Here is a 16,198-nt window from a genome sequence, read left to right on the forward strand (position 1 = left end):
GGCCATGAGATCAGGCGGATGCGCGGATCACCAGCTCCGTGGGCAGTATCACCGGGTCCACGTGCTCCGCGCCGTCGATGAGCGTCAGCAGCAGGCGTACCGTCGCCTGCGCCACCTCCGCCAGCGGCTGGCGGATCGTGGTCAGCGGCGGGTGCGTCGAGAGGGCCACCGACGAGTCGTCGAAGCCGCCCACCGCCACGTCCTCCGGCACCCTGCGCCCCGCGGCGCGCAGGGCGGCCAGGGCGCCGGCGGCCATCAGGTCCGAGGCCACGAAGACGGCGTCGATGTCCGGCGTGCGGGCCAGCAGCTCCGACATCGCGCGCTCGCCGCTGGCCTGCGTCCAGTCCCCGTGCGCGATCAGCTTCTTGGTCGCCTTGCGGCCCAGCACGTCGGCGAAGCCCTCGAGGCGCTGGATGCCGCCGGGCGTGTCCATCGGTCCGGTGATCATGGCGATGCGCCTGCGGCCCTGGCCGACGAAGTACTCGGTCATCTGGCGGCCGCCCAGGCGCTCGTCGGCGGCGGCGTACGGGATGACGCTCTCGCGGCCGATGACCGCGCCGCAGGAGACCGCGGGCGGTCCCGACTGCAGGGCGTCGATGAACGGGTCGCCGGCGTGCGTCGACATCAGCAGCACTCCGTCGGCGTGTCCGCCGCGGACGTAACGGACCACGCGCTCGCGGTCGCCCTCGTCGCCCGCCAGCATCATCACCAGCGACATGTCCCGCTCGGCCAGCATCCTGATGGCGACCCGGATGGTCGTGCTGTAGTTGGGGTCCTCGAACAGCTTCTCGTGCGGCTCCGACAGCACCATCACGACCGAGCCCGTGCGCTGGGTGACGAGGCTGCGGGCGGCCCGGTTGACCACGTAGCCGGTCTCGGAGATGGCCCGCTCGATGGCCACGCGCGCCGCTGGGCTGACGTACTTGTCGCCGTTGAGGAGCCGGGACACCGTGCCGCGGGACACGCCCGCGGCGGCGGCGACGTCGTGGATCGTGGGGCGCTTCATTTCACAGCTCCGGAGGAAAGATCGGTCTTCCAGTATCGCTGCATGGTGAGGAAGAGCGCGATCAAGGGAACGAGCGACAGGAACGCTCCGGTGAGGATCAGGTTGTAGAGGGCGGGCTGGTTGGCCCCGGACTGCAGCAGCGTGAAGAGGCCGACCGTGAGGGGGAACTTGCCGTCGTCGCCGAGCATGATGAACGGCAGCAGGAAGTTGTTCCAGATGGCCACGAACTGGAACAGGAAGATCGTCACCATGCCGGGCACCATCAGCGGCACCGCCACCCGGTACATCAGCCGCCACTCGCTCGCCCCGTCGATCCGCCCCGCCTCCAGCAGCGAGTCGGGGATGGCCGCGGTGGCGTAGATGCGGGCCAGATAGATGCTGTACGGGTGCAGGATCTGCGGCAGCAGGACGGCCCAGTAGGTGTCGGCCAGCCCGACCTTGGTGAAGAGCAGGTACTGCGGGATCGCCAGCACCACGGCCGGCACGAGGATGCCGCCGATGAGCAGGTTGAAGATCAGGTTGCGGCCGGGGAAGCGGAACTTCGCCAGCGCGTACCCCGAGATCGCCGAGACCGCGGTCGACAGCAGCGCGCCGCCGCCCGCGTAGATCAGCGTGTTGGCCGCCCACAACCAGAACACCCCGTCCCGGTAGGCGAACAGCTGGGTCACGTTGTCGAGGAAGCCGGTGCCGAAGGCGAGCGTCGAGGTGCTGAACAGCTCACCCGGCGACTTGGTCGCCGCGATGAACACCCAGAGCACCGGGAACAGGCAGTAGATCGCGCCGAGCAGGAGCAGCCCGGTCGGCGCCACTCCCCACGGCGTGCGCGCGACCGGCCTGCGGTGTGCGGTGGCCATCAACCCTCCCCGAAGGCGCGGTTGCGGACCACGCGCAGGAACCCGAACGACAGGACGAGCGAGATCGCCGCGATGACGATCGAGGTGGCGGCGGCCGAGTACAGGTCGCCGGTGACGAACGCGTCGCGGTAGACCTTCATGAGCGGGCTCCACGTGGAGCTGATCGTGTTGCTCAGCGGCCGCAGCGTGGTGGGCTCGGTGAACACCTGGACCGTCGCGATGATCGAGAACACGGTGGTGAGGATGATCGCCGGGGTCAGGATCGGGATCTTCACGCGTACCGCGATCTGGAGTTCGGAGGCGCCGTCCAGCCGCGCGGCCTCGTACAGGTCGCGCGGGATGGCTCTGAGCGTCGTGTAGAGCACGAGCATGTTGAAGCCGACGCCGCCCCACACCGCCACGTTCGCCATGGAGTACGTGACGGTGCTCGCCCCGAGGAAGTCGATGTCCAGGACGTCCCTGATGGGGCTGAGCGAGGGCAGGTAGAGGAAGCCCCACAGCAGCGTGGCGGCCACGCCCGGCACCGCGTACGGCAGGAAGATCGCGATTCGCGAGAACCTGGCCAGCCGCACCCGCGCCGAGTCCAGCAGCAGTGCGAACAGCAGCGCCAGCCCGAGCATCACGACCAGCACCAGCACGCCGTAGCCGAGCACACGCAGCCACCCGTTCCACAGCTCCGGGTCGGACAGGGCGGCGGAGAAGTTGTCGAAGCCGACGAAGACCTCTTTCCGCGCGCCCCTGCCCAGCCCGAGCCCGGACACCTTGGTCCGCCGCATCGCCAGCCAGACCGTGTATCCGATGGGCACGGCCAGGAAGACCGTGAACAGCACGATCGCGGGGGTCAGGAACAGGTACGGCCACGCCCCCCTCTCGGACTGCTTCATGAGGCGATCTGGAAGCCGGACTTACGCATGTCGGCGACCGTGGCGTCCTGCATGGCCTGCACCGCGTCGGAGAACGACGTCTTGTTCTGCACGGCCTTGTCGAAGTTGTCCTTGAAGGCGTTGTACGTCACGCCGATGTTCGGACCGAAGGTGAAGCCGCGCGCGACGGCGGAGACGGCGGCGGCCTGCTGCCAGAAGTCGGGCTGGTTGGCGAAGTAGTCGGGCGCCTGGCCGAGCGACGACTGGGCCTTGGTGGCGGCCGGGTAGATCGCGGCCTCCTTGACCAGCAGATCCAGGGCCGCGGGGTCGGTGTTGAGCCAGGTGGCGAACTGCACGGCGGCGGCCTTGTTGGGTGTCTTGGCGGACACGGCCGTGGACGAGCCACCCCAGAAGCCGCTGAAGCTCTCGCCCGCGTTCCACTGCGGGAGCGGGGCGACGGCCCACTTGCCCTTGGCCTTGGGCGCGTTGGTCGCCAGCACGCCCGGCGCCCAGACCGCCGACGGCCAGGTCAGCAGCTTGCCGTCGTTGAGCGCCTTGTTCCACTCCGGGGTGAAGAACGGCATGTCGTCGATGACGCCCTCCTTGACCAGGCCGCCCCAGTAGTCGGCGACCTTCCTGGTGGGCTCGTCGGCGACGTTGACCTTCCACGACTCGCCGCTGATCGACCACCACTGCGCCCCGGCCTGCTGCGCCAGGCCCGTGAACGCTCCCGGATCCTTGCTGGAGAACGTGCCGAGGTAGGCCTTCTGGTCCTTCTTGCGCAGGGCGCGCGCGGCGTCGGCGTACTCCTGCCAGGTCTTGGGGACCGCCAGGCCGTGCTTGTCGAACAGGTCCTTGCGGTAGAAGAGCATCATCGGGCCGCTGTCCTGCGGGATCCCGTACACGCCCTCCGTGCCCAGCGTGACCAGGCTCCACAGGCCCTGGGAGAACTCGCCCTTGACCGAGGCGGTCTCGGCCTTGAGGTCGGCCACCGCGTCGGCGGCGACGAACGAGGGGAGGTGCTGGTACTCGGCCTGCACCAGGTCCGGCGGGTTGCCCGCCTTGGCCGCGGTGAGGAACTTGGCCGAGGCGTCGTCACCGCCCGCCTGCTTGCTGACCGTGACCTGGATGTCCGGGTGCGCCTGGTTCCAGACCGCGGCGATCTTGTCCATGTTGGGGGCCCAGGTCCAGTACGTCAGCTTGACCGGTCCTTTCGCGGCGGCCGTGGGGCTCTGCGCCGCCTCGGTGCTGTTGGCGGGTTCGCCGGACCCGCAGCTCGCGAGGGTGGCCGTCAGGACGACGGCCAGGGCAGCTCCAAGGCGGTTGGCGCGCATGCGTACCTCCAGAAGGTTCTGTGAACGTGCACAGACTGAAACACCTGCGAAACGCCCGTCAAGGGGCGTTATGTTCTCGTTAACCAGCACCTATCGGGCGAGGTCAGGGGCGGCTTCCGGTGGATGCCGGGTGCACGCTACTGTGCACGTTCACAGAGCTTCTTCAAGGGGGATGGATGTACCCGGAGCGTCCTGCCGGTATCGCCTTTGGCGGCGACTACAACCCGGAGCAGTGGCCACGCGAGGTCCTCGAGGAGGACGTGGCCCTGATGCGTGAGGCCGGGGTGAACCTGGTCAGCCTGGGCATGTTCTCCTGGGCGCTGATGGAGCCCGCGGAGGGGCGCTACGAGTTCGGCTGGCTGGACGAGATCGTGGACCGGCTGCACGCGGCCGGGGTCGCGGTGGACCTGGCCACGCCGACCGCGGCCCCGCCCGCGTGGTTCATCCGGAGACATCCCGACGCGCTGCCGGTGACCAGGGAGGGGACGCGGATCGGGTTCGGCGGCAGGCAGAGCGCCTGCTCCAGCGCCCCGGCCTTCCGCGAGGCGACCGCGCGGCTGGTGCGGGCGCTGGGCGAGCACTACCGCGGGCATCCGGCCGTGGTCATGTGGCACGTGCACAACGAGTACGGGGCGCCGCTCGGCGAGTGCTACTGCGAACACAGCGTGGCGGCCTGGCGCGAATGGCTCCGCACCCGATATCGCGATATTTCAGCATTGAACGACGCCTGGGGCGCCACGTTCTGGGGCCAGACCTACACCGACTGGGCGGAGATCGACGCGCCCCGCTTCAACCACACCGTCGTCAACCCGGCCCAGCGCCTCGACTACGCCCGCTTCAGCGACGGCCAGCACCGCGAGCACTACGCGCTCCAGCGCGACATCCTGCGCGAGCTCACCCCCGGCATCCCCGTGACCACGAACTTCGCGGGCACCGTGAACTGCAAGTCCGCCGACCTGTGGCAGTGGGCCCGCGAGCTGGACGTGATCGCCAACGACCACTACCTGAAGGCCGAGCGGCCGGACAACCACATCGACCTGGCCATGTCCGCCGATCTCGCCCGCTCGGTGGCGGGCGGCGCGCCGTGGATGCTCATGGAGCACTCGGCGGGCGCGGTGAACTGGCAGCCGCGCAACATCGCCAAACGGCCCGGCGAGATGCGCCGCAACAGCCTCGCGCACGTGGCCCGCGGCTCCGACAGCGTGCTGTTCTTCCAGTTCAGGGCCTCGCGCTTCGGGGCCGAGAAGTTCCACTCGGGGATGGTGCCGCACGCGGGGACCGGCTCCGAGCAGTGGCGCGAGGTGGTCCGGTTGGGCGCCGACCTGCGCAAGCTCGCCGATCTCCAGGGGAGCCGGGTGCGGGCCGAGGTCGCGGTGGTCTGGGACTGGGAGTCGTACTGGGCGCTGGAGCTGGACTGGCGGCCCTCGGTCGATCTGACGTTCAGGGAACGGGTGGACGCCTTTTATGAGGCGCTGTGGCGGGAGCACGTGACGGTGGACTTCGTCCACCCTTCCGCCGATATTTCGGGATATCGGGTGGTGGTGGCGCCCAGCTCGTACCTGCTGACCGAGGCGTCCGCCAAGAACCTCCACCGGTACGTGGAGGCGGGCGGCACGCTGCTCGTGTCGTACTTCTCCGGCATCGTGGACGAGTACGACACCATCCACCCGGGCGCCCACCCCGGCGCGCTGCGCGAGCTGCTGGGCCTGTCGATCGAGGAGTTCCATCCGCTGCGCGAGCACGAGACGGTGGCGCTGACCGGCGGCGACGGCGGTGGCACGGCCCGCGTCTGGTCCGAGCGGGTCCGCCCGGCCGGCGCGGTCGCCGTACGCGACTTCGCCACGGGACCCGACGCGGGGCACCCCGCCTTCACCCGCCACGACCTCGGCGCGGGCACCGCCTGGTACCTCGCCACCGCCCCGGTGGAGGGGTCGGGCACCAGCCTGCGCGAGCTGCTCGGGCAGGTGCTCGACCACGCGAACGTGTCCCGGCCCCGCGGCCTGCCCAACACCCTCGAGCTGGTACGCCGGGGCGATCACGTCTTCCTGATCAACCACGGCGACGAGCCCGTGACGGTCGAGGGGGTGAGCGGGACGAGCGTGTTCGACGGCGTACGACACGAGGGGCCGGTCACCGTCGCGCCCGGCGCGGTCACGGTCATCGCGGCAGAGCCTCGGTGAAAAACGAGCGGCCGGGGCGATGCCCCGGCCGCTCAAGATTTCCGCCCGTGCTCAGCAGGAGTGATGGTTGGCCCGCCGGACCGCGCACGCCGGGCGGTGCCCAGCGGACCGCGCGACCGTCGGCTTCTCGCGGTTGACCTTCGTGCTGATCTTGGTCTCCGCCGTCCTGGGCTTCGCCGACACGGTCGACGGCTTCGACGTGGAGGTCTTCGTCAGCACGACCGTCTGGGCCGGCGCGGCGGGCTTGACCGCCGCGACAGGCACGGCCGGCTTGACCAGCACGACAGGCTTCGCCGGCGCAACAGGCTTGGCCGGGACGGCAGGCTTGGCCGGCGTGCCCGCCGACTTGACTTCGCCCGAAGTGACCGACGGCACGCAGTGCTCGTCGGAGACGACCGGCTTGACCGGCGCGACCGGCTCCGCCGGAATGGCCGGCTTGACCGGCGCGATCGGCTTGGCCGGGACGATCGGCTTGACCGGGGCGATCGGCTTGACCGGGGCGATCGGCTTGACCGCCACGACCGGCTTGGCCGGGATCGCGGACTTGGCCGGTTCCATGTCGATTGCCGGCGCTGCGGGCTCGACCGCGACGCTGCTCGTCTGGGTGGCGAGCTCGTCGTCCACGGCGGGCGAGTCGACGGGCGCGCACATGTCGCACGCGCCGCACGCGCCGGCCGTGCTGGAGAGGTCACATCCGGCAGCGGATGCGGGCTCCAGGGCCGGGTCCGGGGCCGACTGGACCGACGGGGAGGCGCACAGGACTTCGGAGCTGCACGCGCTTCCCGTCGGGTAACCGGCGTCCGTGTCGTACATGCCGTAGCCGGTGTAGGCGCCGGACGTCTGCCCGAAGACTTCGCCACACCCCTCCACCTTCATGAGCGCGAACCCGTTCAGCAGCAGGGAGTCGCGGCTCGGGCAGGGGCTGACCTGAGCCCAGGTACGGTCGCCGGAGGAACGAGCGCCGCTGATCGTCTGCTGCTGCACGAACCCGAGCCCGTACACCTGGGTGAAGGCGATCGCCTCCGGGGGTGGCTCGGTGGGCGCGGCAGCGGCGGGCGTCGCCAGTGCCACGGACATGAGCATGAACGGCAGAGCGGTAGCGGCTACCGCCGAGTGCCGTGAGCGCAATATTTGCATAGGCACACGAGTAGCGCCCGAGATCACCCCGGGGGAGGACGACACCCCTTCCCAGACGCCAACCGGAATGGATCTTGTCCTTTCCTTGGTGTCCGGCCCGGTTCGCCGGGCGCTGCCTTGACAGAATTTCCTGACCGAAATTTACGACTAATGAGGAAATCTGATCAGCCGCTCAGTATGATCGCTGTCAGCCACCTCAGCGGCACAGTGCGTACCCGAAGGAGCCGCCCATGGCCGACCGCCGGCAGAAGCGTGCGCCCCGGGAAGTCGACACCTCCAGACCCAGCACCTCCCGCGTCTACGGCTTCATGCTCGGCGGCAAGGACAACTACGAGGCGGACCGCCGGCTGGCGCTGCGCGTGCTTGAGATCATGCCCGACGCCCCGGAGGCGGCGCTGGCGAACAGGGAGTTCCGCACCCGGGTGGTCCGGTTCCTGGCGGCGGAGGCGGGCGTCAGGCAGTTCCTGGACATCGGCGTGGGCCTGCCCGCACAGGACAACGTGCACGAGGTCGCCCGGTCCGCCGCCCCCGGCTCCCGGGTCGTCTACGTCGACCACGACCCGATCGTGCTGGTCCACGGCCGCGCGCTGCTGGCCGTGGACGACCGCACCGCGATCGTCGAGGGCGACGCCAGGGACCCGGACGCGATCATCGACGATCCGGAGACCAGGCGCCTCATCGACCTCGGCGAGCCCGTCGGGCTGCTGATGCTCGGCGTCCTGCACCACCTGGCCGACCACGAGGACCCGGCCGGGATGGTGGCCCGCCTGATGGCACGCCTGCCAGCCGGCAGTCACCTGGCCGTCTCCCACTTCCACAATCCCGCGGATCATCCTGAGGCGTCCGGCCAGGCGTACGCGGCCGAGAAGCTCTTCCACGAGAGCCTCGGGACGGGCCGGTGGCGCACGCGTGCGGAGATCCTCGCGTGTTTCGACGGCCTGGAGCTGCTGGAGCCGGGCCTGGTGCCGCTGCCGGAATGGCGGCCGGACTCCGGCGACCGCGCCAAGCCCGGCCTCGCCCATCACACCGTGCTCGGCGGCGTCGCCCGCAAGACGTGACGGCAGGCGACCGGGGAAGTCAGACCGCGCCCGAGTACACCCAGCGCCCCTCGAAACGCACGAAACGGCTGTTCTCCTCCAGCTCGCCGGGGCGCCCGCGGTCGACGTAGTGGGCGCGGAAGCGGACCGTGCCCTCGGTGTGCACGACGCTGCCGCCGGTCGTCTCCAGCACCTCCAGGCGTACCCACCGCACCTTCCTGTCGAGGTCGACAGAGGCGGGCCGCGCGGCGGGGTGCCAGGTCCGCAGCAGGTAGGCCGCGTCGCCCACCCCGAACGCGCTGAACCTCGACCGCATGAGCTGCTCGGCGGTGGCGGCGGCCGCCGCGCCCCGGTGGAGCCTGCCGCAGCAGTCCTGGTAGGAGGCGGGCAGGCCGCACGGACATGTACGAGGCATGCGCCCTATTGTGCCGCGAGCCGGCCGGTGAGCCGCGCGGTGAGGTCGGTCAGCGTCGGGCCGAGCGGGGCGTCCAGGGTGAGGCAGGCGTCGGCGTCGCCACCGGTCGGGCCCTGATTGACGATGGCGATCGGGATGCCGAGCGCGGCGGCCTTGGTGACGAACCGCAGCCCCGACTTGACCGTCAAAGACGACCCCAGCACCAGCAGCGTCCGCGCCCCCGCCACCACGGCGAAGCATTCGTCCACGCGGGGGCGGGGGACGTTCTCGCCGAAGAAGACCACGTCGGGTTTGAGCAGCCCGCCGCACGCCGCGCAGTCGACCAGCTTGAACCCGGCGACCTGCGCGTCGGTGAGCACGGCGTCGCCGTCGGGGTTGATCCGGCCGCTGGCGTCCCAGCCGGGGTTGGCCGCGCGCAGCCGCCGCTCCAGCTCGGCGCGGGGCGTGCGCTCCCGGCACGACAGGCAGACGACCCGGTCGAGCCCGCCGTGCAGCTCGATCACCCGCCGGGCCCCGGCCGCCTGGTGCAGGCCGTCGACGTTCTGGGTGACGATGCCGGCGATCAGCCCACGCCGCTCCAGCTCGGCCACGGCCCGGTGGCCGGCGTTGGGCCGGGCCTGGCCGATCTGCCGCCAGCCGACGTGGCTGCGCGCCCAGTATCGCTGCCGGGCCTGCGCGCTGCCGACGAAGCGCTGGTACGTCATCGGCTCCGCGCGCCGGGCCCGGCCGGTCGGCCCCCGGTAGTCGGGGATGCCGGACTCGGTGGACAGGCCTGCCCCGCTGAGCACGGCCACGCCTCCCCCTGAGACCAGCTCGGCCAGTCGTGTCACTGTCACAGGTTCCATGGTGCCCGATCTAGGAACCTGCCCGTTCCCCGGCCCAGCCGTGCCCGCGCGGCCCGCTACAGCTGGCCGCCCGTCCGCTCCTCGGCCTCGGCGATCCGTTCCGCGCTCCACAGCCGCCGCATCTCGGGGCAGCTCTCCAGCAGCTCGTCGAGCCGGCCGCGCCCGGCGACCCGACCGCGGTCCAGGACGACGATCTGGTCGGCGCGCTCCAGCGCGGCCTGCCGGTGGGAGACGACGAGCAGGGTGCCGTGACCGGCGATCCTGTCCCACAGGAGCCGCTCGGTCTCGACGTCGAGCGCGGACGACAGGTCGTCCACGACGAGCAGGTCCGGGTCGCGTACCAGCGCGCGGGCCGCGGTGGCCCGCTGCACCTGGCCGCCGGACAGCCGCACGCCGCGCGGCCCGACCACCGTGTCGAGCCCGTCGGGCATCGCGGCCAGGTCCGGCTCGAACGCCGCACGTTCCAGCGCCCGCCCGATGTCGCCGTCGGTCGCGGGCCGGCCGAGCAGCAGGTTCTCCCGCAGGGTCTCGGAGAACAGCCTCGGGACCTGGCTCGCGTACGCCGCCCGGCTCGGGACGAGGAACGTGCCCGGATCGCCGATGGGCGTGCCGTTCCACGAGATCGTGCCCTCGTCCAGCGGGATCAGGCCGAGCAGGGCGCGTACCAGAGTGGTCTTGCCCGACCCGACCGCGCCGGTGACGACCGTGAACGAGCCGCGCTCGACACGCAGGTCGATTCCCCGCACTCCGCGCGCGCTCAGCCCGCGCACTTCCAGAACCCGCAGCGGGTCCTCGTGCCGCGGCACACGGGAGACGGCCGGCGGGTCGCCGCGCAGCCAGACGTCCGCGCCCCGGGACAGGTCGCCGGAGCTCTCGTGCGGCGCCATGAGCCGGGTGAGCCGCTCCGTGGCGACCGCGGCCTGGGGCAAGCGGTAGAGAACCGTGCCGATCGTCCGGGGCAGCGCCGTCAGCCAGCCGATGTAGCTGGTGAACAGCGCGAGATCGCCCACCGTGAACTCGCCGCCGCGCATCGCGGGCGCGGCCAGCAGCAGCACGAGCCCGATGCTGAGCTCCACGGTGGTGCCCGTGGCGGCGTCCAGCAGGTCGGTGGCCAGGCGGTCCTTGACGGCGGCGGCGCGCCGCCGCCGGTTGTGCTCGCGCAGCCGCTCCAGCGCGGCCGCCTCCGCTCCGGCGGTCTTGATCGCGAGCACGCCGCCGAAGATCTCGCCCACGTACGCCGTGACGGCCGCGCCGAGCGTCCTGGCCCGCAGGTGCAGCCGCGCGATGGCCTGCCGCATGACCCGGCTCAGCACGCCGATCGCGACCATCGGCAGGACCAGCACCAGCGTGATCACGGGATCGACATAGGCCATGATCGCCAGCGCGGCGGCGGCGAAGAGCGTCGTGCCGGCCAGGCTGACGCTCTCGTCGGTGAAGTCGACCGCGTCGGCCACGTCGTCCCGCAGCCGGGCGAGCGACTCGCCGGACGAATGCGGCAGCCGCGCCGCGGCCGGGCCGCGCGAGGTGAGGAGGGAGCGCAGCACGTTGGCCCGCAGGAGGGTGGCCGCGGCGGCCCACCAGTAGACGCCGTACGTCCACGCGATGACGATCATCAGCCCCCGTGCGACCTCCACGCCCACGAACGCCGCGCACAACCACAGCGCCCAGCCGAGGTCGCCGTGGAGCCCGTCGAAGATCCGTTGCAGGACGAGCCCGCCCGCGAGCGGGATGACGTGGACCGGCAGCCACAGCAGGGCGCCGACGAGGTAACGGCGGAAGTCGAACGTGGCCAGCCGGGTGGCCACCAGCATCACCGGCTTCACCGGCTCACCCCCGCCAGGTCGAGCAGGTGCCCGAACCTGCTGCCCGGGTCGGCGGCGAGGTCGGCGCGGCGGCCGTACTCGATGACCTTGCCTCGGTCGAGTACGGCGATCTTGTCCACGCGCGAGAGCGAGGACAGGCGGTGCGCGATGATCATGCCGGTCCTGCCCCGGAGCAGGCGGTCGATGCTCCCCTCGATGCGGCGTTCGGTGGCCGGGTCGAGCCTGCTGGACGCCTCGTCCAGCACGACGAGCCCGGGGTCGGCCAGGAACGCGCGGGCGAACGCGATGAGCTGCGCCTCGCCCGCCGACACGCTCGTCAAGCGGGTGTCGAGCCCGTCGGGCAGCGTGGCCAGCCAGTCGCCGAGCCCGACGCCGTGGAGCACCTCGCGCAGCACGTCGTCTCCCGGCGATGGCCGGAAGAGCGTCAGGTTGTCCCGCAGGCTCGCGGCGAAGAGCTGCACGTCCTGGGTGACCGCGCAGATCCGCCGCCTGAGTGACGCGGGGTCCGCCTCGCGCAGGTCCAGCCCGCCGGCCCGCACGACGCCCTCGGCCGGGTCGTACAGGCGCAGCACCAGGCGGGCGAGGGTGGTCTTGCCGCTCCCCGTGCGCCCCACCACTCCGAGCGTCTCGCCGGGGGCCAGCGTGAGGGTGACGCCGGACAGCACCTGCTCGTCGTCGTCCGGATAGGCGAAGCCGACGCCGTCCAGGCTCAGGCCGAGCGGGCCTCTCTCCGGCAGCGGGCGGGTGCCCCCGGGCAGCGTGCGCCGCTCGGCCAGCAGGCCGCCGATGCGGGCGAAGCCGGCCAGCGCCGCCTGGTACTGCCTGATCTGGTCGATGAGCCGCTCGAACGGCGTCCGTACCATCAGCGTGTACTGGAAGATCAGCACGGCGGTGCCGATCGTGAGCGTGCCCGACTTCAGGGTCCAGGCGGCGAGGCCGAGCATGATCGCGGTGCCTGCCGCGAACGCCACCGACGTGCCGGCCAGCAGCGTGGTCCCGACGCGCGCGTCCTTGACCTCGGCGCGGAAGAGGGCGGCGCTGACCTGGTGGAAGCGGCGCACGGTGTGCTCGCCGGCGCCGTTGGCCCTGATGTCCTCGGCGCCGGCCAGCCGCTCCTCGAGCATGCCGAACAGCCTGGCGCTCGCCGCTCGCGACCGGGCCGCGGCGGGCACGGCCAGCCGCTGCGCGCGGGCCATCCCGAACCCGATGAGCAGGCAGTACGCCAGCAGCGCGCAGCCGATGCGCCAGTCGACGCCGAACACGACGACCAGCACCCCGGCCAGGAGCAGCACGCTGGCCACGACGTCCATGAGGAACGCGACGACGAAGTCGGCCACGGCCACCACGTCGCCGTCCACGCGCTCGATCATCTCGCCGGGCGTGTGCCGGCCGTGGAAGGCCATGTCCAGGCCGAGCGCGTGCTGCGCGAGGCGCTCGCGCAGGCGGTTGGTGCCGTCCCAGGCGAGGCGGCTGGCCAGCCACGCGGTGACCATCCTGGCGGCCTGGCCCGCGACGGCGAGCGCGAGGTAGCCGAGGGCGATCAGGGTCAGGTGTCTGGTGCTCGCTCCGGCGATGGCGTCGTCGACGAAGCGGCGGGTGATCTGGGGCGCCGCCAGCGGCAGGGCGGTCGCGGCGGCGATGGCCGCGACGAGCGCGGCGGCGGGGCGGTGTCCCGGGCGCAGCAGGCGCAGGACGGAGGTGCTATGCGGTGGAATCCCCTGGTCGAACGGTCTCAAGAAGCGTCATGCCCTTTGGGTAGGAGGTGTCTTTGCGCTGGGTGGACATGAGCGCTGACCGCATGGCGGGGCCTCCTTCATCGATGGGCTGCTGCAGGGAGTACACCAGCGCGTCGCGGGCCGGGGCAAACGATTTTCGGGCTCCGGCGGGCGGCCCGGTCTGCGTCATGGGGTCCGCGGGCGCGCAGTCGGGAGCGGCCCCCGGGCCGGCGACGGAGCACGCGGCGAGCCGGCCGGCCGGCAGCCCCGGGAGCCGCCGCAGCCATTCCCTGATCATGGCCGTGACCTCGTACGCCCGCATGGTGTCCGGCGCGTCGAACTCGATCCACCTGGCCAGGTCGTTCCGGGCGTCCGGCGGGAAGCGCACGCTCTGCCCGGCCCACGCCGAGCGGATCGCCATCCGGTACGGCCGCAGCCCGGCGAGCCGGACCCCGCCCGCGCCCTCCGCCAGCAGCTCCACGGACTCTCCGACGACGCCCGCGTCCATGCCCGGCGCGCCGAGCACCAGCTCGCACGTCACCGGCACGCCGGGCGGGATTCCGGCCAGCAGCCGCCGCAGGTCGACGGTCATGCCATTCAGCCCGGTCACGGCGGCCAGGAAGTCGATCCGCGTCACGATGATCGTCAGGCCGCGGCAGCGGGCCAGCGCGTCCCGGGAGAACGCGGCCGCCCCTGCCGCGTCCAGCCGGCCGGCCCACGGCCCGCTCGCGGGAGGGGGGCACGCCCCGGTCACCCAGCGCACACGCTTCCCCGGCTGGGTGTCCGGGGCGTCGCACAAGCGCGCCTGCTCGGCGGGCGCGGCATCCGGGCAATGCCGCGGGCGCACCCGCTCGGCCGGCGCGGTGTCGTGGCAATGCCGCGGGCGCACGCGCTCGATCGGCGCGGCGTCGTACCACAGGGGGCGGATGACCCGATCCGGCGACCAGGCCAGCAGCTCGGCCCCGGCCAGCTCGGGCACGCGCCGCAGCGCCGCGCCCTGCTCGGCCACCAACCGCCCGCACAACGTCACCCGTGCCGCCCCCAAGGCGCCCACCAGCGCGAACGCCGCGGGAAGCTGCCGGAGGCCGTCCACCACGACGTGCGCCCGCCGCCCCCTGGCCGCGTCCATGGCCAGCTCGAGCTCGGGACGGAACAGCTCACACCGCCCGGCCGCCCTGAGCACGTCCCTGCTGCTCTGCATGCTCCCCTCGGCCAGCTCCAGGTCGTCGATGCCGAGCCGGACGGCGGGGTCGACGGCCAGCCGCAGCGCCGTGCCCACCGCTCTGAGATGTGCGTCGTCGAACGCCTTGCGCTCCAGGACGGCCGCCGCCGTCAGCTCGAGCAGCGCGGCGAGCGGCCCGCCGTCGAGCCGCTGCGCGGCGGCCGTGAGACGGGACGGGTCGGCGAGGCGTTCGACGATCCGTTCGTTGAGGTCGAGCACCTCGGCCCCGGAAGGTGGAACGACCTCGGTGGTGAAGTCGGTGAGCGGCGGTACGACGATCAGCTCCATCAGCGGCACTCCCCCGGCACGGATAATGGAATTAACGCGCAGCACGCTCTGACTTCAAATGCTTACAAGATCTTTTTTGCTTGTCAATGAAATTGAGATGAGAAATAAAAAGAACGCCAATTCCGAAATCAACGGCCAACGCCAGCAAATCCCGCCATAACAGACAGGATGGCATGCCGTCTGCGTTCATCCCGCTATCGTCCCTGTACAGAGCCCATGCAGCCGTCCCCTCACGATTCCTCCCGGCCACTCCCGAAAACGGTCGTTACGCTTTTCCCCGGCGGGGGATGAAGGACTCGTGACGGAAGGCGGGGGACGCGAAGGGCCCTATCTCTCCACGCCCGTTTTCGCCGCCGGGCTGGTCGTCATCACCGCGACGGTGGCCGCCCTGGACATCCTCTCGGGCACGGCGGTGCGGCTGTTCCCGCTGCTGATCTTCCTGCCCGCGATCATCGCCGGGCTGGGCACGGTGCGACAGACGGCCGTCGCGTCGGTGTGGGTGGTTCTGGTGGCGGCCGGGATCACCACCTACCTGGGCGGCGAACTGGACGACAACCTGCTGGCGGGCGGATTCACCGCCATCTTCGGGGCGCTGGCCGTGCTCGGCTGCCGCTACCGCGTGCGGCGCGAGGAGGAGGTGCGCCGGCTGCGTTCGGCGGCCTCCGTCCTGCAGCGGCTGATCGTGCGCCCGCTGCCGCTGGGCACCGCCGACGTGGTCGTCGACGGCCTCTACCAGCCGGTGCAGGAGGAGCCGATGGTGGGCGGCGACATGTACGAGGTGGCCGTCTCCCCGCAAGGCACCCGGGTGCTCATCGCCGACGTGCAGGGCAAGGGGCTGCCCGCGATCGGGACCGCGCTGGCGGTGCTGGGGTCGTTCAGGGAGGCCGCCTACCGCGAGGAGACCCTGAACGGCGTCGTCGAGGCGCTGGAGAACTCCGTGGTCCGGCAGAACACGTTCGCCGCCACCACCGGGGAGCCGGAGCGCCTGGTCACCGCCCTGCTGCTCGACATCGGCACGGGGCTGGAGGTCGAAGCGGTGGACTGCGGGCACATCGCTCCCTACATGATCCACGGCGGCGTCGCGCGGCAGGTGAGCCTCGGGGAGCCGTCCGTGCCGCTCGGCGTGGCCGCGCTGACCACGGAGCCGCGGACCAGCACGCGGTTCGTGTTCCCGCCGGGCGCGACGCTGGTGCTGTGCACCGACGGCGTCACCGAGGCCCGCGACCCCGCGGGCGACTTCTACCCGCTGGCCGAGCGCCTGCGCGCGTGGGCGCCCGACCCGCCCGGCAGGCTCGCCCAGGCACTCGGCGCCGACGTGCGGGCCTTCACCGGGACGGACCCGCGCGACGACATCGCGATCGTCACCTTGCGCAGGCGGCAGGTGCAGGACGACGGGCCGCGGGACACCCGTACAACATCATGAACCGGCCTCTGCGACGGCGCGTACCTACACACATCGGACATGTTCCATGGAGGTGT

At 71.7% G+C, this 16,198-nt stretch carries 13 protein-coding genes; 3 read left to right on the plus strand and 10 right to left on the minus strand.

Translation table 11 applies throughout. From position 1 onward, the window contains the following. Positions 1-10 precede the first annotated feature (10 nt). The 4 genes from ABN273_RS12455 to ABN273_RS12470 are packed head-to-tail and all read right to left on the minus strand — an operon-like array spanning position 11 to position 4,057. Complete coding sequence (locus ABN273_RS12455) at positions 11-1,006, minus strand: LacI family DNA-binding transcriptional regulator (protein ID WP_349448880.1); 996 nt, start codon at positions 1,004-1,006, stop codon at positions 11-13. Further along, positions 1,003-1,860 carry a carbohydrate ABC transporter permease gene (locus ABN273_RS12460; RefSeq protein WP_349448881.1) on the minus strand — a complete coding sequence of 286 codons (858 nt, stop codon included), beginning with the start codon at positions 1,858-1,860 and terminating at the stop codon, positions 1,003-1,005. Before ABN273_RS12460 ends, ABN273_RS12455 begins: the two co-directional genes overlap by 4 nt. After that, a complete protein-coding gene (locus ABN273_RS12465; protein ID WP_349448882.1) occupies positions 1,860-2,744 on the minus strand; it encodes a carbohydrate ABC transporter permease in 885 nt (294 codons plus the stop codon). The genes ABN273_RS12460 and ABN273_RS12465 overlap by 1 nt, the downstream gene beginning before the upstream one ends. Beyond that, positions 2,741-4,057, minus strand: a complete 1,317-nt coding sequence (locus ABN273_RS12470) for an ABC transporter substrate-binding protein (protein ID WP_349448883.1) — start codon at positions 4,055-4,057, stop codon at positions 2,741-2,743. The genes ABN273_RS12465 and ABN273_RS12470 overlap by 4 nt, the downstream gene beginning before the upstream one ends. A gap of 176 nt (positions 4,058-4,233) precedes the next feature. On the opposite strand from ABN273_RS12470, the gene ABN273_RS12475 reads away from it, so the two are divergent. Continuing rightward, the gene (locus tag ABN273_RS12475) at positions 4,234-6,237 is read left to right on the plus strand and encodes a beta-galactosidase (protein WP_349448884.1); all 2,004 of its coding nucleotides are present in this window, start codon (positions 4,234-4,236) and stop codon (positions 6,235-6,237) included. Between the two features lie 51 nt (positions 6,238-6,288). Here ABN273_RS12475 and ABN273_RS12480 read toward each other — a convergent pair whose 3' ends face one another. After that, the gene (locus ABN273_RS12480) at positions 6,289-7,308 is read right to left on the minus strand and encodes a hypothetical protein (protein ID WP_349448885.1); all 1,020 of its coding nucleotides are present in this window, start codon (positions 7,306-7,308) and stop codon (positions 6,289-6,291) included. 296 nt (positions 7,309-7,604) lie between these two features. On the opposite strand from ABN273_RS12480, the gene ABN273_RS12485 reads away from it, so the two are divergent. After that, complete coding sequence (locus tag ABN273_RS12485; protein ID WP_349448886.1) at positions 7,605-8,432, plus strand: SAM-dependent methyltransferase; 828 nt, start codon at positions 7,605-7,607, stop codon at positions 8,430-8,432. 19 nt (positions 8,433-8,451) lie between these two features. Here ABN273_RS12485 and ABN273_RS12490 read toward each other — a convergent pair whose 3' ends face one another. The 5 genes from ABN273_RS12490 to ABN273_RS12510 are packed head-to-tail and all read right to left on the minus strand — an operon-like array spanning position 8,452 to position 14,719. Further along, on the minus strand, positions 8,452-8,826 hold the full coding sequence (locus ABN273_RS12490) for a YchJ family protein (RefSeq protein ID WP_349448887.1): 375 nt from the start codon (positions 8,824-8,826) through the stop codon (positions 8,452-8,454). A 5-nt stretch (positions 8,827-8,831) separates the two neighbouring features. Then, positions 8,832-9,671 carry an NAD-dependent protein deacetylase gene (locus ABN273_RS12495; RefSeq protein WP_349448888.1) on the minus strand — a complete coding sequence of 280 codons (840 nt, stop codon included), beginning with the start codon at positions 9,669-9,671 and terminating at the stop codon, positions 8,832-8,834. Between the two features lie 56 nt (positions 9,672-9,727). Further along, on the minus strand, positions 9,728-11,494 hold the full coding sequence (locus ABN273_RS12500; RefSeq protein WP_349448889.1) for an ABC transporter ATP-binding protein: 1,767 nt from the start codon (positions 11,492-11,494) through the stop codon (positions 9,728-9,730). Next, complete coding sequence (locus ABN273_RS12505; RefSeq protein WP_349448890.1) at positions 11,491-13,230, minus strand: ABC transporter ATP-binding protein; 1,740 nt, start codon at positions 13,228-13,230, stop codon at positions 11,491-11,493. The genes ABN273_RS12500 and ABN273_RS12505 overlap by 4 nt, the downstream gene beginning before the upstream one ends. Then, complete coding sequence (locus tag ABN273_RS12510; RefSeq protein ID WP_349448891.1) at positions 13,196-14,719, minus strand: hypothetical protein; 1,524 nt, start codon at positions 14,717-14,719, stop codon at positions 13,196-13,198. Before ABN273_RS12510 ends, ABN273_RS12505 begins: the two co-directional genes overlap by 35 nt. Positions 14,720-15,017: 298 nt before the next feature. Here ABN273_RS12510 and ABN273_RS12515 point away from each other — a divergent pair, with 298 nt between their 5' ends. Next, positions 15,018-16,142: a PP2C family protein-serine/threonine phosphatase gene (locus ABN273_RS12515; protein WP_349448892.1), complete on the plus strand. Its 1,125-nt coding sequence runs from the start codon at positions 15,018-15,020 to the stop codon at positions 16,140-16,142. Positions 16,143-16,198 lie beyond the last annotated feature (56 nt).

It is taken from the genome of Nonomuraea sp. B19D2, from assembly GCF_040137845.1.
Classification (GTDB): Bacteria; Actinomycetota; Actinomycetes; order Streptosporangiales; family Streptosporangiaceae; genus Nonomuraea.